The sequence below is a fragment of the Paraflavisolibacter caeni genome (assembly GCF_025628885.1).
Taxonomy (GTDB): Bacteria; Bacteroidota; Bacteroidia; order Chitinophagales; family Chitinophagaceae; genus Flavisolibacter; species Flavisolibacter caeni.
The window spans coordinates 463,640-483,231 of the sequence record NZ_JAOTIF010000002.1 but is presented as its reverse complement, the minus strand read 5'-3'; the positions used below and the strand labels follow the sequence as shown (position 1 = coordinate 483,231).

The 19,592-nt window shown below is 42.7% G+C and carries 12 protein-coding genes; 6 read left to right on the top strand and 6 right to left on the bottom strand.

Annotated features, from left to right (window positions below; genetic code table 11):
- Window position 1: 1 nt before the first annotated feature.
- The 4 genes from OCK74_RS06110 to OCK74_RS06095 all read right to left on the bottom strand — a co-directional run bounded on the left by OCK74_RS06110 (window position 2) and on the right by OCK74_RS06095 (window position 5,129).
- Window positions 2–772, bottom strand: a complete 771-nt coding sequence (locus OCK74_RS06110) for a glucosamine-6-phosphate deaminase (RefSeq protein ID WP_279296126.1) — start codon at window positions 770–772, stop codon at window positions 2–4.
- Window positions 772–1,878: a Gfo/Idh/MocA family protein gene (locus OCK74_RS06105; protein ID WP_279296125.1), complete on the bottom strand. Its 1,107-nt coding sequence runs from the start codon at window positions 1,876–1,878 to the stop codon at window positions 772–774. The genes OCK74_RS06110 and OCK74_RS06105 overlap by 1 nt, the downstream gene beginning before the upstream one ends.
- A gap of 203 nt (window positions 1,879–2,081) precedes the next feature.
- Window positions 2,082–4,277: a family 43 glycosylhydrolase gene (locus tag OCK74_RS06100; RefSeq protein ID WP_279296124.1), complete on the bottom strand. Its 2,196-nt coding sequence runs from the start codon at window positions 4,275–4,277 to the stop codon at window positions 2,082–2,084.
- A 219-nt stretch (window positions 4,278–4,496) separates the two neighbouring features.
- Window positions 4,497–5,129 (bottom strand): hypothetical protein, encoded by a 633-nt coding sequence (locus OCK74_RS06095; protein ID WP_279296123.1) that lies wholly within the window; start codon window positions 5,127–5,129, stop codon window positions 4,497–4,499.
- A gap of 457 nt (window positions 5,130–5,586) precedes the next feature.
- On the opposite strand from OCK74_RS06095, the gene OCK74_RS06090 reads away from it, so the two are divergent.
- Complete coding sequence (locus tag OCK74_RS06090; protein WP_279296122.1) at window positions 5,587–9,906, top strand: PKD domain-containing protein; 4,320 nt, start codon at window positions 5,587–5,589, stop codon at window positions 9,904–9,906.
- On the opposite strand, the gene OCK74_RS06085 is transcribed toward OCK74_RS06090, so the two are convergent.
- Window positions 9,895–10,758, bottom strand: a complete 864-nt coding sequence (locus tag OCK74_RS06085) for a sulfotransferase (RefSeq protein ID WP_279296121.1) — start codon at window positions 10,756–10,758, stop codon at window positions 9,895–9,897. The two genes, OCK74_RS06090 and OCK74_RS06085, sit on opposite strands and share 12 nt — an antisense overlap.
- Window positions 10,755–11,351, bottom strand: coding sequence for an adenylyl-sulfate kinase (gene cysC, locus OCK74_RS06080; RefSeq protein WP_279296120.1), 597 nt, complete (start codon window positions 11,349–11,351; stop codon window positions 10,755–10,757). The genes OCK74_RS06085 and cysC overlap by 4 nt, the downstream gene beginning before the upstream one ends.
- Window positions 11,352–11,593: 242 nt before the next feature.
- On the opposite strand from cysC, the gene OCK74_RS06075 reads away from it, so the two are divergent.
- The 5 genes from OCK74_RS06075 to OCK74_RS06055 all read left to right on the top strand — a co-directional run bounded on the left by OCK74_RS06075 (window position 11,594) and on the right by OCK74_RS06055 (window position 19,585).
- Window positions 11,594–13,096: a carboxypeptidase M32 gene (locus tag OCK74_RS06075; RefSeq protein ID WP_279296119.1), complete on the top strand. Its 1,503-nt coding sequence runs from the start codon at window positions 11,594–11,596 to the stop codon at window positions 13,094–13,096.
- A 15-nt stretch (window positions 13,097–13,111) separates the two neighbouring features.
- Entirely contained in the window at window positions 13,112–13,519 is a 408-nt protein-coding gene (locus tag OCK74_RS06070; protein WP_279296118.1) for a hypothetical protein, read from the top strand.
- Window positions 13,520–13,675: 156 nt separating this feature from the next.
- Window positions 13,676–17,992, top strand: a complete 4,317-nt coding sequence (locus OCK74_RS06065) for a PKD domain-containing protein (RefSeq protein WP_279296117.1) — start codon at window positions 13,676–13,678, stop codon at window positions 17,990–17,992.
- 47 nt (window positions 17,993–18,039) lie between these two features.
- Window positions 18,040–19,041, top strand: a complete 1,002-nt coding sequence (locus OCK74_RS06060) for a PorP/SprF family type IX secretion system membrane protein (protein ID WP_279296116.1) — start codon at window positions 18,040–18,042, stop codon at window positions 19,039–19,041.
- Window positions 19,042–19,252: 211 nt separating this feature from the next.
- Window positions 19,253–19,585 carry a T9SS type A sorting domain-containing protein gene (locus OCK74_RS06055; RefSeq protein WP_279296115.1) on the top strand — a complete coding sequence of 111 codons (333 nt, stop codon included), beginning with the start codon at window positions 19,253–19,255 and terminating at the stop codon, window positions 19,583–19,585.
- Window positions 19,586–19,592: the final 7 nt, after the last annotated feature.

Here is a 19,592-nt window from a genome sequence, read left to right as displayed (position 1 = left end):
GCTAACGTTCTTCTAATCCTGTAGCAGCTTCCCTATCCATGTATACCCGTAAACCGGGATGATGTCTTAATAAACTGGCAGGTAACTGTTCTGAAATGGGACCTTGCAATACCTTCTGCGCAATATCAGCCTTATGAGCCCCGCTGATTAACAGAAATATGTAGCGGGCTTCCATAAGGTTACCAAGTCCTAGTGTAATACCCTTTGTAAGTTGTTTCTGTTCTTTAAAATACTTCTGCCCCACCTGTTTTGTTACTGCATCCAGGTTCATGATATGTGAACGTAGCGAAGGATTAACGCCCGGCTCATTTAGACCCACATGGCCATTCATCCCTACTCCAACAACAGCTACATCAATGCCGTCTTGCTCTTTGATAAATCGTTCAATCCGCTCACACTCTGCTTCTAAATTGTAAGCCTTACCATCAAAGAAAAAGATTTGATCTTGTGAAAGCTGTAAGGGATAAAACAATTGTTGGTTTAAGTAATAACGGCAACTTCCCTCATCACTCCCATTCATACCTGCCCATTCATCCAGGCTTACGAACTTCCATTTTGAAACATCCACCTCTCTCGCTTGAAAGCGCCTTACAATTTCCCTGTACAAACCAGTTGGACTATCACCTGAAGCTGGACTCAGAACAGGTCGCTCACGCTCTTGCATCAGACTCAAAAGATCCTGAGCCGCCAAACTAGACATTTCTTGATAAGTATCAGCAATAAATATCTCCATGGAAAAATAATCGTAATCATTAATAATCTTCAATCCCATCAGCCCACTGTTTCAGGAAACTTTCCCAACCAAAGCTCAATAGGTTTCAAACTTTTAGACTCAGGCGTAAAAGGAAGCATGATCTTTTTCCCTTGTGCAGCGGAAGCATAGGCTGCATAGATGATTTCAAGAACTGCCCTGCCATCCTCACCTGTAACCAAAGGCTCCTTGTTCTGCTGTACGCATTCAATAAAGTGTTTTAGTTCATGCGGATATCCCTGGTTAAAGACTTCTTCAAACACAGTAAAGCTCCATCCCATTGTGGTATCAGCCTTTTCCATGGCATAACCATAGCCATGTTTACTGTAGGAAATCGCTGCATTACCCATAAACAAATCTGCATAAATAACCCCTCCGGTTCCATATACTTCACTACGGTCATCCATTCCTCCATGTTTGGCCCAACTATTTTCCACAACTGCAGTAACCCCATCATTGAATTCAATAATAACCACAGAAAAGTCTTCCCCCTTCGTTCTCTCTTTATGCAACACTGTCGACATAGTAGCATACACACTTACAGCTTTGGCATTATTAAGCATCCAACGGAACCAGGCAATTCCATGACACCCCATATCCATCAAAACACCACCCCCTGCAAGATTTACATCATAAAACCAATCTGAATGTGGACCTGAATGTTTCTCGGATTGTTTCAACATATAAATTTCTCCGACAGCTCCCTCTTTCACCAATTGCCGCACCCTTTCATATTTAGGAGCGAAGCATAATTCTTCAGCATACATTAGTTTGACTCCAGCCGCTTTACAAGCCTCTATCATAGCATCAGCTTCTTCTAATGTAACAGCCAAAGGCTTCTCAATAATAATATGTTTACCGGCTGCTGCGGCCCTAAGCACAGTAGAAGCATGAAGATAATTGGGCAAACAGATATCCACGACTTCACAGCCTGATTCATCAATGATTTGGTCCAGTTGATCGTAGCACTGCGGAATATTGTGTTTTTCAGCGAATGCCTTTGCTTTTTTCTCATTGCGGGTATAAACGGCTACCACTTCTGCTTCCGGTACAAAACGGTGGTAACTTTCCATGTGGATGTCCGAAACAAAGCCGGCCCCTAGAATGGCAACTTTCGTTCTTTGCATAATTCGTATGAGGGGTTATGGACCGAGAAAATACAAACTTTTTCTCGGAAAACGGACATTCAAAAAAGATTGCGATCAAACTACTTAATAAAAAAGCAGGTTGAGAACACTAACCTCAACCTGCTTTATAAAGATTATCTATCCATAAAAGATTATAAACAATTTCAGGCTTTGCAGCGCTGACGCTCTCCGCCCATGGCGGACTAGGGGGTGTGTATTGTCCACCCAAAACACGCCCCATCCTTCCGATCCGGCCTCGTCCCTGGTGCGTCCGCGGATGTCAAACTCTTCGCACCCGGATCTGCAAACAAATAGCGGTGTGTTGCCATCGACATCAGCATCAGATCACCCCTCAACATATCCTGCCACTGAAATACAGAAGCATCACCTTTCGCCTCCTTTTCAATCCTCACTTCTGCCATGCTCCCCATTCCTTTCACCGTTACAAAACCATCACCAACTTCCGATTGCAATGCTATCCGTCCATTACCACGATCTACCACACGGAAACGGGCAGCCGCACCTTTCGCCAGCGGATCTGAACTGGGTACAGGGCGCACAAAACCTTTCCAATTCACCAATACAGTACTATCTGCCAGACTGGTAAGCGTTATTGACTTTCCGTAAGGAATAGGCCTGGTAAGCCCTTTTGAGCGTGGCTCTGTCACTATAAAATCATTAAAATCTGCATAACCTCCTTCAACACCTGCCGTATTGTAATTGAACAAGGCAAAACGCACACCCTGGAATGTTCTTAACTGGAACACCATGATAAATTCTTCACCCAACGGCTGAAAGCTTGTACCATCAGTACTGTAACTAAACCTTGCCTTTTCAGTATCAAAATTGCAATCTGCCCTTAACCATACACGTGAGCTATTCAGCTGGGCTTTATCTGTTTGACCGGTTTGCTGGTTGAACTGCTGCACTTCAATATTGTTCCCATTCTTACTCAACCCGATCCAGGCATAAGGAAGATTTAACAAAGCAAATCCAGCCACATCTCCTGCCTTCAAACCTTTCACATCCACTTCTGTTGTAACTATAGACTCTGGTCCCACAGCTCTTTGTGTTAACGAATTACGGGCACTCCAGAAATCCTTGGCAGGCAACGATTGCAGGCGCAAATATCCCTTGCGGGCTGTAAGCGACCACTTCCCATCCACCGGCACATGATTCCATTGCCAAATAGGCTTAAAGGATGAACCGGAAAAATCATCACTCCTTTCATATGGTGCCTTGGGTTGTGCGCTAAATCCTGTATTTGGCTTTACCCACGTACGGGGCGAACGGGTCAGGTTACCAGGCAAACCAAAATAAGGCCACCCGTTTTGCCAGGTCACTGGCGACAGGCATACCAAACGACCGATAGAATTATGGTCCATCATCGACCACCCCCACCATTCGCCGGATTGTGTCTGTACGATACCACCCTGGTGCATGGGAATACAACCCACGAAATTTTCTGTAGGCTTAGTGATATTGAAAGGAGGACCATTCCTGGTATCTCTTAACTGGTAACCAGTGCCAATTCCAAGGCTTTCCTCGGCACTCATCACATTGATCTCATAAGGACCTGTTGGCTGATCGGCGCGCAGGCACACCTGGTAACAAAGCGGGTCATAGTTAGTATTGGTGATATAATACTTCCCATTGATCTTATAAAAATGACAACCCTCACCGGCACCGCTTTCTCTAGGCACAATTACCTGCTCCGTTCCTGGTTTGGTATCTGTCAGCTCATCGTTCAATTCAGCAATTCTCACCTCATCATATCCCCAGACCACATATACTTTTCCATCATCATCAAAAAGTACAGACAAGTCATGGAATGACTTATTCATCTTGGTATGCGTCCATGGTCCTTTTGGATCTGTTGCTGTATATAAATGGGTATTATACCTGTTAACATTGCTGAAGATGTAGAATTTACCTTTATGATACCGGAAGGAAGGCGCCCAGATACCCTGGCCGTAAATATCACGTCCATTCTCCAGCCTGAATTCGGGGCCAAAGTCAAGCTTGTCCGCAGCATAGGTCAAAAACTCCCAGTTTACCAGGTCCTTTGAGTGCAGCACCGGCAGACCCGGCATCGTATGCATTGTAGTGCCTGTGAGGTAATAATCATCGCCTACCCTGATCAGGTCGGGGTCTGAAAACTCATCATAAAACAGAGGATTGGTAAAAGTGCCATTACCATTGTCAGAAGTCCAGGTCATGTTTTTGACAAGCTCATTAGGAACGCTATTGTCTTTCACCTTGATTTTTGAAACGGAAGATTTTTGTGCAGAAGATAGTGTAGCAACACAAAGAAAAAGAGCAATACACAACAATTGTATAAAACGGCAATCGCCCTTTATGGACTTGCTCCTGGCAAAGCTTTCTTGAAGAAGATTCATGAGTTTTCTCCCTTTTAATATTTTTCAAATGGCCGCTCCGGTTGTATTCATCAACATGTACAAAACAACCATTGCTGAACAATTCTTCCTTCAAACCTATGCAAATAAATGTAAAAAACACACTTAAAGAAAAACAAAAGCCTAGTACAATTCCCTGTACCAGGCTTTCCTTATAGTTGCATTATTAAATAAATATGATTGATAACAATAGCCCACCCACTAAAACGGCAAAAACCTTGTCTGCCCGGGCGGATTCGTAAACCGGCTCCAGATCTTGTAAACAATATAACATGTGACCAGGCCCCCTATGGTCCATACTCCGTTATCACCTATCAATTCTATAATATGATGAAACAGGCGCGCTTTTCTGTAACCGGATTCTTTAGCCACCCCACTAGCAATCCTGATCGCCTGGAAATGTGCCAGGAACGTAATACCAATAGTAATGATGAGCCCAACAATATACGGCTTAGCCGCTAATAATGGAGAAAGACGTTCATCGATCCTCTTGAAATATTGTTCATGCTCCAGGAAATCATAGAATAAATCCAGGTCTCCCTTGTTGGAGAAGGAAAACGAACATTCGCTGGGCATTCCAAGTTTCCCTTTGTATTTGATCACAATGGTTTCTTCCGAATCTTCCTTAGTAACAGATTTAATAGCATCGAATTTGATCTCAGTCCTGGTGGCCAACGTCAGGGTTTTAGCCCAGGCCTGCTTGAAGTCATCAACGGTTGCAAAGGATTGGCTGGATAATAGAAGAGCCTTTTCAGTGAACACAAGACTTTCAACATTCTTACCATTAACTTTGAAGACCATGTCGGTCGTACTCATTACGACAGTCATACTCATAATGCAGTTCAGTTTTTATAGGTTCAGATTATTAAATACAATATTGAATATAAGCCTTGATAGCATTTTCTCCAATTTCACAACGACACATTGCATAAATAACAGCAAATTAAAATCATAAACATTAAATATATTCACCATGACACAATTCAAACCACAAGAACAAATACTTTACTAATTGTGAATTTTCTGCAACATCCACCCCAATCCTGAATATCCAAATTAAAAAATTTAAACCTGTAGAAAATTTAATTAGGGGAATTCCCGTTTTTGTTTAAACCAGTTTCGCTTGGCATTATCTTATTGAAAGTAACCACCTGTTAAGTTTTTTAACGCTGATTTGCTTTAAGGAACGATAATTGCAGAGTATGGACTTTGAGTTAGTACACCTGCTACTCGTCATTCTTATTCAATCTAATCCCCCTACCGAAAAACCCCCGAATTTATAACGATTATCATGCGGCACACCAAAGCCTTTTTCCTAACCCTGATAGCCATTTTTACGTCCCTATGTTTATGGGCGCAAAGTCCGCGTGCAGATTTTTCATCCGATATTACAAGTGGATGTTCTCCTATTATTGTAAATTTCCAGGACAAGTCATCTGGCAACATCACTTCCTGGAAATGGGACTTTGGGAATGGATCCACTTCTACCAGGCAGACCCCATCTACTACCTTTATTACTGCCGGCACTTATACGGTAAAATTGGTAGTCTCCAATGCAAACGGAAGCGATAGCATTACTAAAACAGCTTATATCACGGCTTATGATGTTCCCAATGTTAATTTCAGTACCGACAAAACTACTAGTTGCGCACCAGGCTCCATTCAGTTTAAGGATAATTCTGCAGCGGCGCCAGGCACTACTAATACCTCATGGCAGTGGGAATTTGGTGATGGCGCTACAGCAACCGGGCAAAATACTGTGCATACTTATACAAACCCCGGAGTATATAGCGTGCTATTAAAGGTCACCAACGACAAAGGATGCGTTAAGGCTTTTCCCAAGTCCAATTCAATTACCATTTATGAGGGGGTTGCAGCAGCCTTCAGCAATACATCCCCCGACCTTTGCCGAGCGCCGGCTTCTGTGAGTTTCACCAACGAATCAGCCGGACAAGGCACATTAACCTCTACCTGGATTTTTGGTGATGGAAGCACATCACGGAGTCAGAATCCTTCGCACACTTATTCACGGGAAGGCTCTTACTCTGTTTCATTAATTGTCAGTAGCAGCCTGGGATGCTCCGACACCCTCACTAAAGATTCCGCGGTTAAAATCGGCGGCACAAACAGCAACTTCACAAACATCGATTCGCTTTGCGCAACAAGCAACATAAGATTTAGCAACACGAGTATGCCAGCCCCGGTAAATTATCAGTGGATTTTTCCTGATGGTACGACTTCCAATGAGGTCTATCCAGTCAAAAAGTTTGGTGCCCCAGGATCCTACACGGTCAAGCTAGTCAACGATTACGAAAATTGTAGGGATACCGTTGCTAAAACAATTACCATCTCAGGGAAGCCCACAGTTGGATTTACATCTCCTGATACGCTCAATTGCCAGGTACCAACTACTGTAATCTTTCAAAACAGTTCAAATGGAGCAGTTTCCTACGAATGGCTGTTCGGAGATGGCAACTCTTCAACTTCGCCTAATCCATCAAATACATACTCAACCTTTGGCGATTATTCAGTATCGCTCAAAGCCACCAATGCTGCAGGTTGTTTTGATTCCTTAACGAAAGTTTCATACATAAAGATCCAAAAGCCGGTAATCTCTATTGAAAACCTTCCCGTAAAGGGCTGTGTCCCCTACACGATAAATCCAAAAGCAGTTGTTACATCTTTAGATTCTGTTGTAAACTATCAATGGAACTTTGGAGATGGCGGAACAGCAACAGGCCAGCTTCCAAGCTATACCTATACCCAACAGGGAACATATGATGTAACAGTTACCATAACCACCACCAAGGGTTGCACCGAAACATTCACATTAAATGCAGCAGTCAAAGTAGGCACAAAACCCAAAGCTGATTTTACCGCCGATAATACAGATGTCTGTGCCAGCCAGCCTGTTAAGTTTACAAACCTGTCACCCGATCCTACAGACGAATACTTGTGGAAGTTCGGCGATGGAGGAAGTTCAACTCTAAAAGAGCCAGCCTATCAATTTAAGGACACAGGTAAAATAAGCGTAACCCTTATCTCTTATAATAATGGTTGCGGCGATACCTTGACCAAAAATAATTTCGTAAGGATCAAACCTCCGATTTCAAGGTTTTCATACCGTCCTGATTGCAACAACAGGTTGAATTATACTTTTACTGACTCGTCAATTGGGGCTACTTCCTGGACCTGGAACTTTGGAGATGGCAGTCCGTCAGTAAACGGGAAAAACCCTGCACCACACAATTTCCCAAGAAGAGGCGCCTTTATCATTTCTTTGACCACTACAAATGCCGAATGCTCCTTTACGCAAACAACAGTACTCAGAATTGTAGACCAAACGCCTGATTTTACCACAGCTTCCCAAGTCGGCTGCAAAACCTACCAGCCAACATTTAATCCCTACTCGCCTGTACGGATTACAGCATTTCAATGGGACTTTGGAAATGGGAAAAAGAGCAATATACTGCGGCCTACTACAATTTATTCAACTCCTGGATCATACACTGTCACGCTGACAACTACAGACATTTATGGCTGCAAGGATACAAGGACCAAAGAAAACTTTATTCGTGTGAACGGTCCTACCGCAGCCTTCACCAGTCTTGCAAACCGCCATTGTATTGGACAGCAAACAACTTTTGCCGACAGCTCAAAGACTGATGGCACGAATCCTATTGTGAAATGGCAGTGGGATTTTGGCGATGGCACTGGCCAGTCGTCTGATCAATTACCATCCTACACCTATGATACAGCCGGCGCATTCGATGTTAAATTAATTGTAGAGGATGCAACAGGGTGTAAAGACAGTTTAACTAAAAATGATTATGTCCAGATCTCATCTTTGAAAGCAGCTTGGGAGGCTGTTGAACAATCCTGTCCGAAAGCTCCGGTTACTTTCAGAAACACCACAATGGGTACTTTCGCAAGTAGATGGAGCTTTGGTGATAGCACGTTTTCTACCAGGAAATCACCTTCACACGCATATGCAGATACAGGCAAATACACAATAAGCCTGGTTGTGTTTGATTCAATTGGTTGCAGAGATACATTGACTAGGGAAAACTATTTGTACATAGGCAAACCTGTTGCATCTTTTACAGCCAATAATCTGATCACTTATTGCTCACCTTTTGAAGCCAGGTTCACCAATACATCGCAGTATTACAATTCATTTGTGTGGAGTTTCCTATCTGGAACATCAAAAACAAAAGATCCCATAACTTTTTTTACAAAAACAGGCTCCTACAAAATCAACCTCACAGTTACCAGTCCTGGGGGATGCAAGGATTCCGTTTCTCAGACACTTCAAGTCAAGAACGTTACAGACAGCAAGATAACGTACACGCCCTTGGAAGGTTGCACGCCCATTACTGTAAACATGCAAACTTCCGACTCTTTGAATGCCAAATTCACATGGGACTTTGGCGACGGTAATACCGTCGATACCAACGTGAATAAGATTTCGCACACTTACACTGACTTTGGAAAGTTCATTCCTAAAGTGATTATCGAAGAGCAATGCATTGCTGGATTAGGTGGAATAGATACGATTTATGTATATGGCGTCGATGCCAGGTTTGTAGTAAATAAAAACCTGGTTTGTGATACGGGCATTGTTGCTTTTACCGACTCCACAGTTATGAATGATCGTGCCCAATCATATAAATGGGATTTTGGCGATGGAGGGTTCTCAAACCAGCAAAGCCCTGTTCACTTTTATAATAAACTGGGAGCATATACAATTAGACTGGATGTACAGACGCAGCAAGGATGTACAGACTCAGCTTTCTTCTCTGTTGTCAAGGTGGCCCAAAGCCCAAAGATTGCAATTAGGGGTGACACAGCTATTTGCATGGGAGATTATATACAATATCAAGGAAACTTCACGCGTTCAGATACAGCAGTAACAAGGTGGCTTTGGCAATTTCCAAATGGCAAAAGATCTGCTGTACAGAATCCGGAGGTACAATGGTTCCCTGTTCCAGGCGATTACCGGGTAAGAACCCTGGTAACCAATAGCAGTGGCTGCATGGATTCAGCCTTTTTACCACTGCATGTAAAATCCAAACCTACTATCAACATGCCGCCATCATTGACCTTCAATAATGGACCTTCATTAACCATACCCGCTACTTATTCAGCAGGCGTTACCAGCTATACCTGGACACCTTCAGAGGGATTGAGTTGCACCAACTGTCCCCAGCCTGAAGTCACTACTAAATTCAATACAAAATACACAGTCACTGTAACAGATGGAAACGGCTGCAGTAATACAGACTTCGTTCAGATCATTGTGCCTTGCAAAAATGCTGAAGTATTTGTGCCTAATTCTTTCTCACCCAATGGAGATGGCAGCAATGACATCTTTTATGTACGCGGAAAAGGGATCGACCGGGTTAAAACTTTGAGGATATTCAACCGCTGGGGTCAGGTAGTTTTTGAAAAAAGAGACATACAACCAAATATTGAAAATACACAGAACGGCTGGGACGGCAAATTCAACGGAGCTAAACCCAATCCGGACGTGTACATATACCAGCTTGAAATCTACTGTGAAAATGGTGAAATTCTCCGTTTCGAAGGCAATGTAGCATTACTTCTGTAGCACTTTTATCTCAGGTATCCTTACTTGAAAAAAATCACAGAAAGATCTGCAAAGATATTCTACCTGCTTTGCCTTGTCTAGCAGTTGTTGATCTCTAATATATCCCTCAATATTCCTTGTATCACTCAACAAGCTTCTTTTAAAAACACTTCGGAAGGGAATGTATTTCAATGAGAAATTCCATTCTTTAATTAAATGGTCAAAATAAGCCTCATCATTTTGGAAAAGATCCTCATATTGCACAAACAGGTATCTGCCTGCAGGTAAAGTACTTACATGATTCAGGATTTGTTCGTTGTAATGAATCCATGTTTTTAAATACAATTCTGCCCGTGTTTCAAAAAAATATTCAAGACTTTTCCTTTTATAAAGCTTCCACTTCAGCCTCGACAGCCCTCTTTTAGTTTGGAACCTCTCTTCATGAGAACGGTGTTCTCTAACAACCAATGAATTAACCGTGTCGTTATACCCTCTTGTTACAATAAGGCAAAATGCATCAGGGATCAAAGCCCTGTATTCAGAAAGAAATAAACATGTTCTGGGCTCCTTCCACCCCCATTGTAGATTGCCCTTACTTTTAGCATAAACTAAAGCCTTCATTCTCTGAAGCTCAACTTTGGTAAGTTGACTAGGTGAAGTATCAATAAATCCATCACTGCATACTTTCCTCTTCAATAAAAACTTAGTATGTAATTCCAGGAAATCTTCATCCTCAAAATGACCGTCTTCATTGCCAACGTTTTCAATCAATAGCCTGTCGCCGACATGAAGGCCACAACGATGAACCCATTGTGTAATTAAAGAAGTACCTGAGCGATGCATGCCAATGATCATTAAAATGTTTGAATTCATATCACACTGCTCTGGTAAGAAGTTAAAGGAATGACATTTGTTACAACTTTACTTTCCATTTCTGTACAAAGCACAAAATGCTTTTCAGTAAAACTGGCAATTTGATGTGCACATTCACCAATGTTATAATGGTCAGTATTAACATAAAGATCAGCATCCTTCGGCACCTCAAAAGGATCATTTACGCCGGTCAGGTTACTGATCTTTTCCGGATGAGCGTCTGGCAGTAAAGCCTTTCGATATAAGCCCTTGGTATCACGGTTGATGAGTGTTGCAAGAGAACAGTCTATATGAATAGTTTTTACATTGGAATAGGCATTTCTGATTTCCTCCCTTGTTGCTTCATAAGGATTGATAGCACAAATGATCGTAATAATACCATGCTTTGACAATTGGGCTGCGACAAAAGCCATCCGCCTCAAATTCTCTTTACGGTCTTCTTTCGAAAATCCCAGGTCACAACACAACGTTTGCCTGTACTCGTCTCCATCCAGTATTTCTACAATATATCCTTTTCGACTTAGTTTTTCCCGGACGAGCTTGGCCAATGTCGACTTCCCTGCTCCGGACAGACCACAGAATTGAAGTATCATCAAAATACAATTAAAATGTAAACAAGAGGGGTTCTATAATGAAACCTAACTACACAAAGCCAATTATTTTTCCGGCGAACCAGTTCCATATCCCAGACAGGATAATCAGACCTCCCTTAAATGAAAAAGTTTACAACCACCTTCAGGTTCCAGACTCTTTATCTACCAACCACCTCAATTTATCGACGAGGCCCCGGCATTACCTCTATTTCTTCTAACAACAGTCATCTTATCTTTGGCGCATGGTATCAAAAGCAGAACTCTATAACGACTACCGAACCAAGATGCAGCGCATTGCCGATGTGCGCTTTGCTAATGCCCTTTTACAATGGGACCAGGAAACTTACCTTCCACCTAAAGGCGCTGCCTTCCGCGGTCGCCAGATCAGCACCCTCTCCGAACTGGCGCACCACTTGTTCAGCGAGGAAAGCCTCGGAAGTACACTGCAGGAACTCCTCGCTTACCAGGACCTCACCGCTGAAGAGCGCCGCAACGTAGAACTTACCTGGGAAGACTATACGAAAAACAAAAAATATACATCCTCCTTTGTACGCAGGTTATCCGAACAATCCAATAAAGCCTTTCATTCCTGGATTGAATCAAGAAAACAAAACAACTTTTCTGTTTTCGAACAAGACCTGGATGCCTTGGTGCAACTTAAAAAAGAAGAAGCAGGCATCCTCGGCTACGAAGGACACCCTTATAACGCCCTGTTGAACGAATATGAAAAAGGCGCCACCGTTACACTGCTCGACCGCACGTTCAGTGGCCTGCTGCCATCACTCAAAGAATTACTCGATAAAATAAAAGCAAAACCCCAAGTCGATGATGCTTTCCTTTTCCAGCACTTCCCTCACCAGCAGCAGTGGGACTGGGGCATGTATCTTGTCCGCGAACTGAACTTCGACTTCGAAGCAGGCCGGCAAGACATTAGTGAACACCCCTTCAGTGTTTCTTTCTGCAACCAGGATGTGCGCATTACCACCCGTATAGATGAATCCGACTTCGGAAACATGACCTGGAGTTGCATCCATGAAACCGGCCATGCCTTGTACGAACAGGGCCTCCATGCAGCACAATATGGGCTCCCCCTGGGCGAAGCTTGCTCCTTCAGTATGCACGAATCGCAGTCAAGGCTCTGGGAAAACAATGTAGGCCGCAGCAAAAGCTTCTGGCAGCACTACTATCCCAAACTAAAACAATATTTTCCCGAACAGTTCCACCACATCAGCCTTGACACTTTCTATAAAGGCATCAACAAAGTACAGCCATCTCTTATCCGTACGGAAGCCGACGAGATTACGTACCACTTCCACGTATTTGTACGTTACGAATTGGAAAAAAAACTGATCGAAGGCAGTTTATCAACCCGCGACATCCCGGCATTCTGGAATGAACAATATGAAAAGCAAATGGGCGTTATAGTAACGAATGATAAAAAAGGCTGTTTGCAGGACGTGCACTGGAGCCATGGAAGCTTTGGATATTTTCCCACTTATAGTCTCGGCAGCTTCTATGCAGCACAATTCTTTGCAGCAGCCGGGCAATCGTTGGAAAATCTGGAAGCCAACCTGGTTTCAGGGAATTCTGCCCCGCTTTTGACTTGGCTGAGAAGTGAAATCCATTCCAAAGGCAGACAATATACTAGTGAAGAACTATGCAAGAAAGTTACTGGGAATACCCTTAATGTGCAATATTTTATGGATTATCTATTGCACAAATACAGTTCTATTTATAACTTGTAGAAAACTTTGTGATGGATGAAGGGTTTGTTATTGATCATGTTATCGCTTTCACTTGTTTGTTGTAAGAAAATAAAAGAGAACATTCAGGAAAAGCGAGCCATGGAGTTTATCACTAATGGACAGTGGATAGTCTCAAGCTATCTTACTCCCAATGGGGATAAAACCGCTGACTTAGCAGCTTACTCATTCCAGTTCAAAAGCAATAGAACGGTGGACGCACTGAAGAATGGAATCCTGGAAATGAGTGGCACTTGGCAAGATGATCAGGCAAATAGAACAATTTATTCTAATTTTACTTCTGCTTCATATCCATTGATCCTGTTAAATGCTACATGGACTGTAACCAACGGCAGTGAAACCACTGTTACCGCTACAGCAACCGTAAATGACGAAATAAGAAATTTAAGATTGCTAAAAAAGTAAACTTTGCCTTCTTATTTCATTTAATAATCAACATTTACAATATCTAAAAGTTAAACTAAATCCTTTGAGCAACAGGTAAACTTACCTGTAACTCAAAACTTATAACCCGACCCCTAACCTGGTGAAATGCGGCCTACTATTTAAAAACATCCGAAGTTGAAAACCAAAACCTTATTTCTGACCCTATTATTCCTGTCTGTGTCCACATTATTATGGGCACAGCGCCCCGTTGCGAATTTTACATCCAACGCAACCAATGGGTGTGCCCCTATTATTGTGAACTTCCAGGATAGATCATCCGGAAACCCTACTTCCTGGAAATGGGACTTTGGCAATGGTTCCACGTCTACCAAGCAAAATCCTTCGACATCTTATTTCACTGCAGGAACTTATACGGTAACATTGACAGTTTCAAATGCATCTGGTAGTAATACAGTAACCAAAACCAGCCTGATCACAGTTTATGATGGACCAACGGTAGATTTTATTGCAGACAAAACAACCAGTTGCGCCCCGGGAAGAATCCAATATACAGACAAGGCCACGCCTTCGCCGGGAACAACAAATAACACATGGTTCTGGGATTTTGGCGACGGGACCAGTTCAACGGCGCAAAACCCTCAGCACGTTTACAGATCGCCAGGTCAGTTTACCGTCTTTCTGAAGATCACCAACGACAAGGGTTGCTTTAAGATGTTGTCAAAACCAAACTTTGTCACAATTACTTCCGGACTTTCTCTGGCTTTTACCAATACCTTACCGGCGTTTTGCCATGCACCTGATACAATTAAATTCACCAACAGTTCAAAAGGCCCGGGCACGCTTTCTTATAACTGGCTTTTCGGCGATGGCGACTCTGCTCAAACCCAACATACTTCGCACGCGTACATCAAGGACAGCACCTACTCTGTTTCATTGATTGTCAGCAGCAGTTTAGGTTGTATTGACACCCTTACCAAGACAAATGCAGTAATAATCGGAGGAATGAAAAGCGATTTTACAGTATCAGACACACTCTGTGGTGGCAACAGCGTTAGTTTTAAAAACACTTCTTCTCCAACTCCCAACAGTTCAAGATGGGTGTTTCCTGATGGAACCGCATCCACTGCAACAAATGCAGCTAAAACATTCCCTGTTGCAGGTCCCTACGACGTCAAACTGATCAACCAATTTGGCAGTTGTAAGGACTCGGTTACTAAAACCATCAATGTTTCCGCTAAGCCGGTTGTTGACTTTACATCGGCAGATACCGTAAGGTGTAGCCCACCTTCTACAGTCAACTTCCAGAACAAAACCAATGATGGGATTTCTTACATATGGAGATTTGGCAACGGTGATTCTTCCAGGGTTGCGAATCCATCTTATACCTATGTGGACTCTGGAACATATAGCGTTAAATTGATTGCGACCAACGCAGCCGGTTGTGTGGATTCTTTATCAAAAGCATCATTTATAAAAATCAAAAAACCGGTAATCTCATTCAAAAACTTACCCGTAAGAGGCTGTCTTCCATATACATTAAAACCAGTTGCCGATATAAAAAGCGTTGATAATGTTCTCACATACGAGTGGGATTTTGGTGACGGAGGAACCTCCTCTCAGCAGTTTCCTACTTACATATATACCAAACAAGGTACCTACTCGGTAACACTTACGATCACTACCAGCACAGGCTGTAGGGAAACGATTACATTACCTGGCGCGGTTAGAGTCGGAACCAAGCCAGATGCTCAATTTACAGCCAGCACAGCAAACACTTGCGCCAGTGCGCCTGTACAATTCACCGTTACTTCCCCGCCCCCAACTGACGAATACATCTGGTATTTTGGCGATGGAGGTTCCTCCAGGAACAAAAACCCAACATACAATTACGTCGATACGGGTAACATGATTGTTTCACTGGTTGTTTACAACAGTGGTTGCGGAGATACAGCAATTGCTCCTGCACCTATATACGTTAAGCCTCCAATCTCTAAGTTCAACTACCGTCCTAATTGCGCTCAAAGACTGGAATTCACCTTTACGGATGTATCTATTGGCGCACAATCCTGGACATGGAACTATGGAGATGGTAGTCCCGCAGTAAGCGGGCAAACGCCTGCCCCGCATACTTTCCCGACCAGGGGCAATTACAATGTATCCCTCACAACAGGAAATGGAGCTTGTTCTTATACATATACAACAACTGTAAGAATTGTAGACCAGACACCAAGCTTTACGGCCTCTGCCCAGGAAGGATGCAAAACGTTCAAGCCTCAATTTTTCCCTTCAACCCCAGTGCAGATCAGATCTTTCACCTGGAATTTTGGTGATGGACAATCAGTCACTTCCTTCCAGCCCACCCACTCTTACACTACAGCCGGTACTTATACCGTAAAATTATACACAACAGATACTTACGGTTGTATTGATTCTACTTCCAGAACCAACTTTATCAAAGTAAACGGTCCCACAGCTTCCTTTGGAAGTCTAACCAATCGTGGTTGTAAAGGCCTTACAACCTCCTTCCTCGACAGCTCAAAAGCGGATAACACCAATGCAATAGTGAAATGGCAGTGGAGTTTTGGTGATGGCATTGGTAAGTCCACAGTCCAAAATCCATCATATAAGTATGATACGATAGGCGCTTTTAATGTGAAATTGATCGTTGAAGATGCTGGAGGCTGCATAGATAGCATTACAAGAAACAATTTCGTACAGGTTTCCACCCTCAAAGCCGCATGGAATGCAGTAAATGAGTCCTGCCCTAAAGCCAACATTACGTTCAACAATACTACTGCAGGTTCATTTACAAGCAGTTGGAGTTTTGGAGATGGTTCTACCTCCACAACTACTTCTCCAACTTATGCATACAAAGACACTGGCTCTTATACAATAAAACTTAAAGTTCGTGACAATATCGGCTGTGAAGATTCTTTAGTTAGGCCAAACTATTTGCGTATAGGCAAACCGGTTGCCGACTTTACAGCAAACAACCTCACTTCATTCTGCGTACCTTTTGAGGCTAAATTCACAAATACATCTAAATTCTATAATTCGTTCATCTGGACCTTCCAAAAAGCTACTTCACTATTAAATAATCCAACCACTTATTACACACAAACCGTTAAGGATACAGTCAAACTGTTGATTACCAGTCCCGGAGGATGCAAGGATTCTGTGTCAAAAGTCCTGCAGGTTAAAAATGCCTCAGATGGCAAGGTTACATACAATCCACTGGTGGCTTGTACGCCGGCAAATATAAACTTTGAAGCCTTCGAACCCATAAATGCTAAGTTCACATGGGACTTTGGAGATGGTAACATTATTGATACATCTGCCAATAAACTGGTGCATACTTATACTGATTTCGGAAAGTTCCTTCCCAAGGTGATCCTGGAAGAACAATGCATCATCCCCCTCACTGGTTTGGATACGATCAGGATTTATGGAGTAGATGCCAAATTCGTAATGAATAAGAAACTATTCTGCGATACCGGCACAGTTGCTTTTACAGATTCATCGGTGTTCAACACCAGAATCACATCATATAAATGGAACTTTGGTGATGGATCAATCTCCAGCCAGCAAAATCCTGTTCATTTCTATAGACAAACGGGAAGTTATAATGTAAGGTTGGATGTGATGACCGAGGCTGGGTGCCCGGACTCGGCTTTCTTCTCTCCATTGAAAGTGGTACAAACCCCTCGGATAACAACTGCAGGTGATACTGCGATCTGTCTGAATGATCGCGTAGGTTATACTGGAACCTTTACTATTCGGGACACTTCTGTGATCAGGTGGTTGTGGCAATTCCCCAACGGGAAAAGCTCCTCACTCCAGAATCCTGAATTGCAACTATATCCAACAGCCGGCGACTATAAAATAAAAACCTTAGTGGTAAACAGCAGTGGGTGTTCAGATTCAGCCTTTTTACCATTGCATGTATACCCTTTACCTGATGTAATCGTGCCGGCTGCTTTAACCACTTTTTCAGGGGGCAGTATAACCATCCCGGCATCGTACTCGCAAGGCATTACCAATTATAATTGGACTCCCGCCCAGGGCTTAAGTTGTTCTGATTGTCCACAACCTGTAGCGGCTCCAAAATTCAGTACCAAATACACGGTTACCGCTACCGATGAAAAAGGATGTCATAATACAGGCAACGTTCATGTATCTGTTATTTGTCCTACTGTTAACGTTTTCGTTCCCAATACGTTTTCGCCAAATGGAGATGGAAAGAATGATATATTATATGTACGCGGCAAGGGAATTGAAAGAGTAAAATCTCTTAGGGTATTTAACCGCTGGGGGGAAATAGTTTTTGAAAAGAGAGAAATACCTGCAAATATTGAAAGTGTACAGTACGGATGGGACGGCAAAAATAAAGGAGCCCCTCCCCATCCTGATGTATATATATATCAGGCGGAGGTTTATTGCGCAAATGGCGACATCCTCCGGTTTGAAGGTAACGTAGCATTGATTCAATAAACCCTAACCATTAAATACGGTCCTTGAAATTATAAATAGAAACCAACATGTACCGATATTGTAAACTTATTGTGATTCTACTGGCTCTGAGCGTTTCTGCATCGGCGCAGGATATACATTTTTCTCAGTTTTATGAAACCCCGCTGTTAAGAAACCCTTCGCTTGCTGGAATATTCACAGGAGATATCCGCGTACAGGCCGTTTACCGCGACCAGTGGAACTCTATAACGGATGCTTACAAAACAGCCTCGGTGAATGCAGAATATAAAATGCCGATAGGTAAAAGCAACGACTTCCTAACCGTCGGCCTTCAAACACTATATGACCGGGCGGGCACAGTCTCCTGGATCTCTTCTCATTTTTTACCAGCCGTGAACTACCATAAGTCATTGAGCTCCGAAGTGAACCGGTATCTTTCTCTGGGATTTATGGCAGGCATCGTAAGCAGGCGTTTCGACAGAAGCAAAATGACGACAAATTCTCAGTATGATGGCGCTGGACAAGGTGAAAACTTTATTGGTAGCCAATATACTCATATGGATGCCAGTGTAGGCATGAGTTTCAATACCCAGTTAAATGAAAACCCCAGCAACAACATGTTTGCTGGCTTGGCATATCATCATTTCAACAAACCCCAAAATTCATTTTACCGAACTCAAAATGTAGAAATTCTACCCAAATGGGTCGCTTCAGCCGGTGTTCGATTTGAAGTTACACCAGTTTCTTACCTCACACTGCAGGGAGATTTTTCAAAGCAAGGTGAATTTACAGAAACAGTGGCCGGGGCTCTTTATGGTATTAAGCTGGGGGATGATTATGAAAATCCATTGTACACAATCCATGGTGGAGCCTTCCTTCGCTGGAACGACGCCTTAATACCCACGATTAAAATTGATTACAAGCCGTTCTCTATGTCTTTTAGCTATGATGTTAACGTATCAAAATTGAAAGCATCAACCCGCGGCAGGGGTGGCTTCGAAGCAGGCGTTACCTACATAGGCTTTTTACCAAAAGGAACGATCAATTCTATGCTATGCCCTAAATTTTAACTGCTTCTTAATCCTTAAGCCCTTCAACAGGTAATGTAAAGAAGCCACTTTTATACACAATTGATGCTCAATGAAAGGCAATTCCAAGTATACAGAAATGCCCTTAGCCCCTAATCAGCACTTTGACTAATAATTCTGTAATTCCGGCAAAAACTTTGCACTTACTAAAAAAAACTTCTATATTGGTAATAATAAATTTAAATTTGTTTCGTTGAAGCAACTTTTACTTATATCATTTATAATCCTCTTAACAATCACGCAACTACCGGCTCAGGGCCTGAAAGCAAATCCAGGTGGGCCCTATGTACGTTTTTATCCTAACCCTGCTATTACAACTGTTACTTTCGACTTTCAAAAGAATTACGAAAAGGGATATTCAATACAAATTTTCAGCTTCTTGGGTAAGAAGATGTTCGAAGCCAACAACTTAGGTCTGCGTACTTCAATTAATCTTTCAGACTTTAACCGTGGCGTTTACATCTATCAGCTTTTCGATAGAAACGGAAAAATGATCGAATCTGGTAAGTTTCAGGTGTCAAAATAACGATGGT

Coding starts and splice junctions, on each gene's coding strand:
- OCK74_RS06090 (WP_279296122.1), top strand. CDS start 5,587: ATGCGGCACACCAAAGCCTTTTTCCTAACCCTGATAGCCATTTTTACG.
- OCK74_RS06110 (WP_279296126.1), bottom strand. CDS start 772: ATGGGATTGAAGATTATTAATGATTACGATTATTTTTCCATGGAGATA.
- OCK74_RS06070 (WP_279296118.1), top strand. CDS start 13,112: ATGAAGGGTTTGTTATTGATCATGTTATCGCTTTCACTTGTTTGTTGT.
- OCK74_RS06105 (WP_279296125.1), bottom strand. CDS start 1,878: ATGCAAAGAACGAAAGTTGCCATTCTAGGGGCCGGCTTTGTTTCGGAC.
- OCK74_RS06100 (WP_279296124.1), bottom strand. CDS start 4,277: ATGAATCTTCTTCAAGAAAGCTTTGCCAGGAGCAAGTCCATAAAGGGC.
- OCK74_RS06075 (WP_279296119.1), top strand. CDS start 11,594: ATGGTATCAAAAGCAGAACTCTATAACGACTACCGAACCAAGATGCAG.
- cysC (WP_279296120.1), bottom strand. CDS start 11,351: ATGATACTTCAATTCTGTGGTCTGTCCGGAGCAGGGAAGTCGACATTG.
- OCK74_RS06095 (WP_279296123.1), bottom strand. CDS start 5,129: ATGAGTATGACTGTCGTAATGAGTACGACCGACATGGTCTTCAAAGTT.
- OCK74_RS06085 (WP_279296121.1), bottom strand. CDS start 10,758: ATGAATTCAAACATTTTAATGATCATTGGCATGCATCGCTCAGGTACT.
- OCK74_RS06060 (WP_279296116.1), top strand. CDS start 18,040: ATGTACCGATATTGTAAACTTATTGTGATTCTACTGGCTCTGAGCGTT.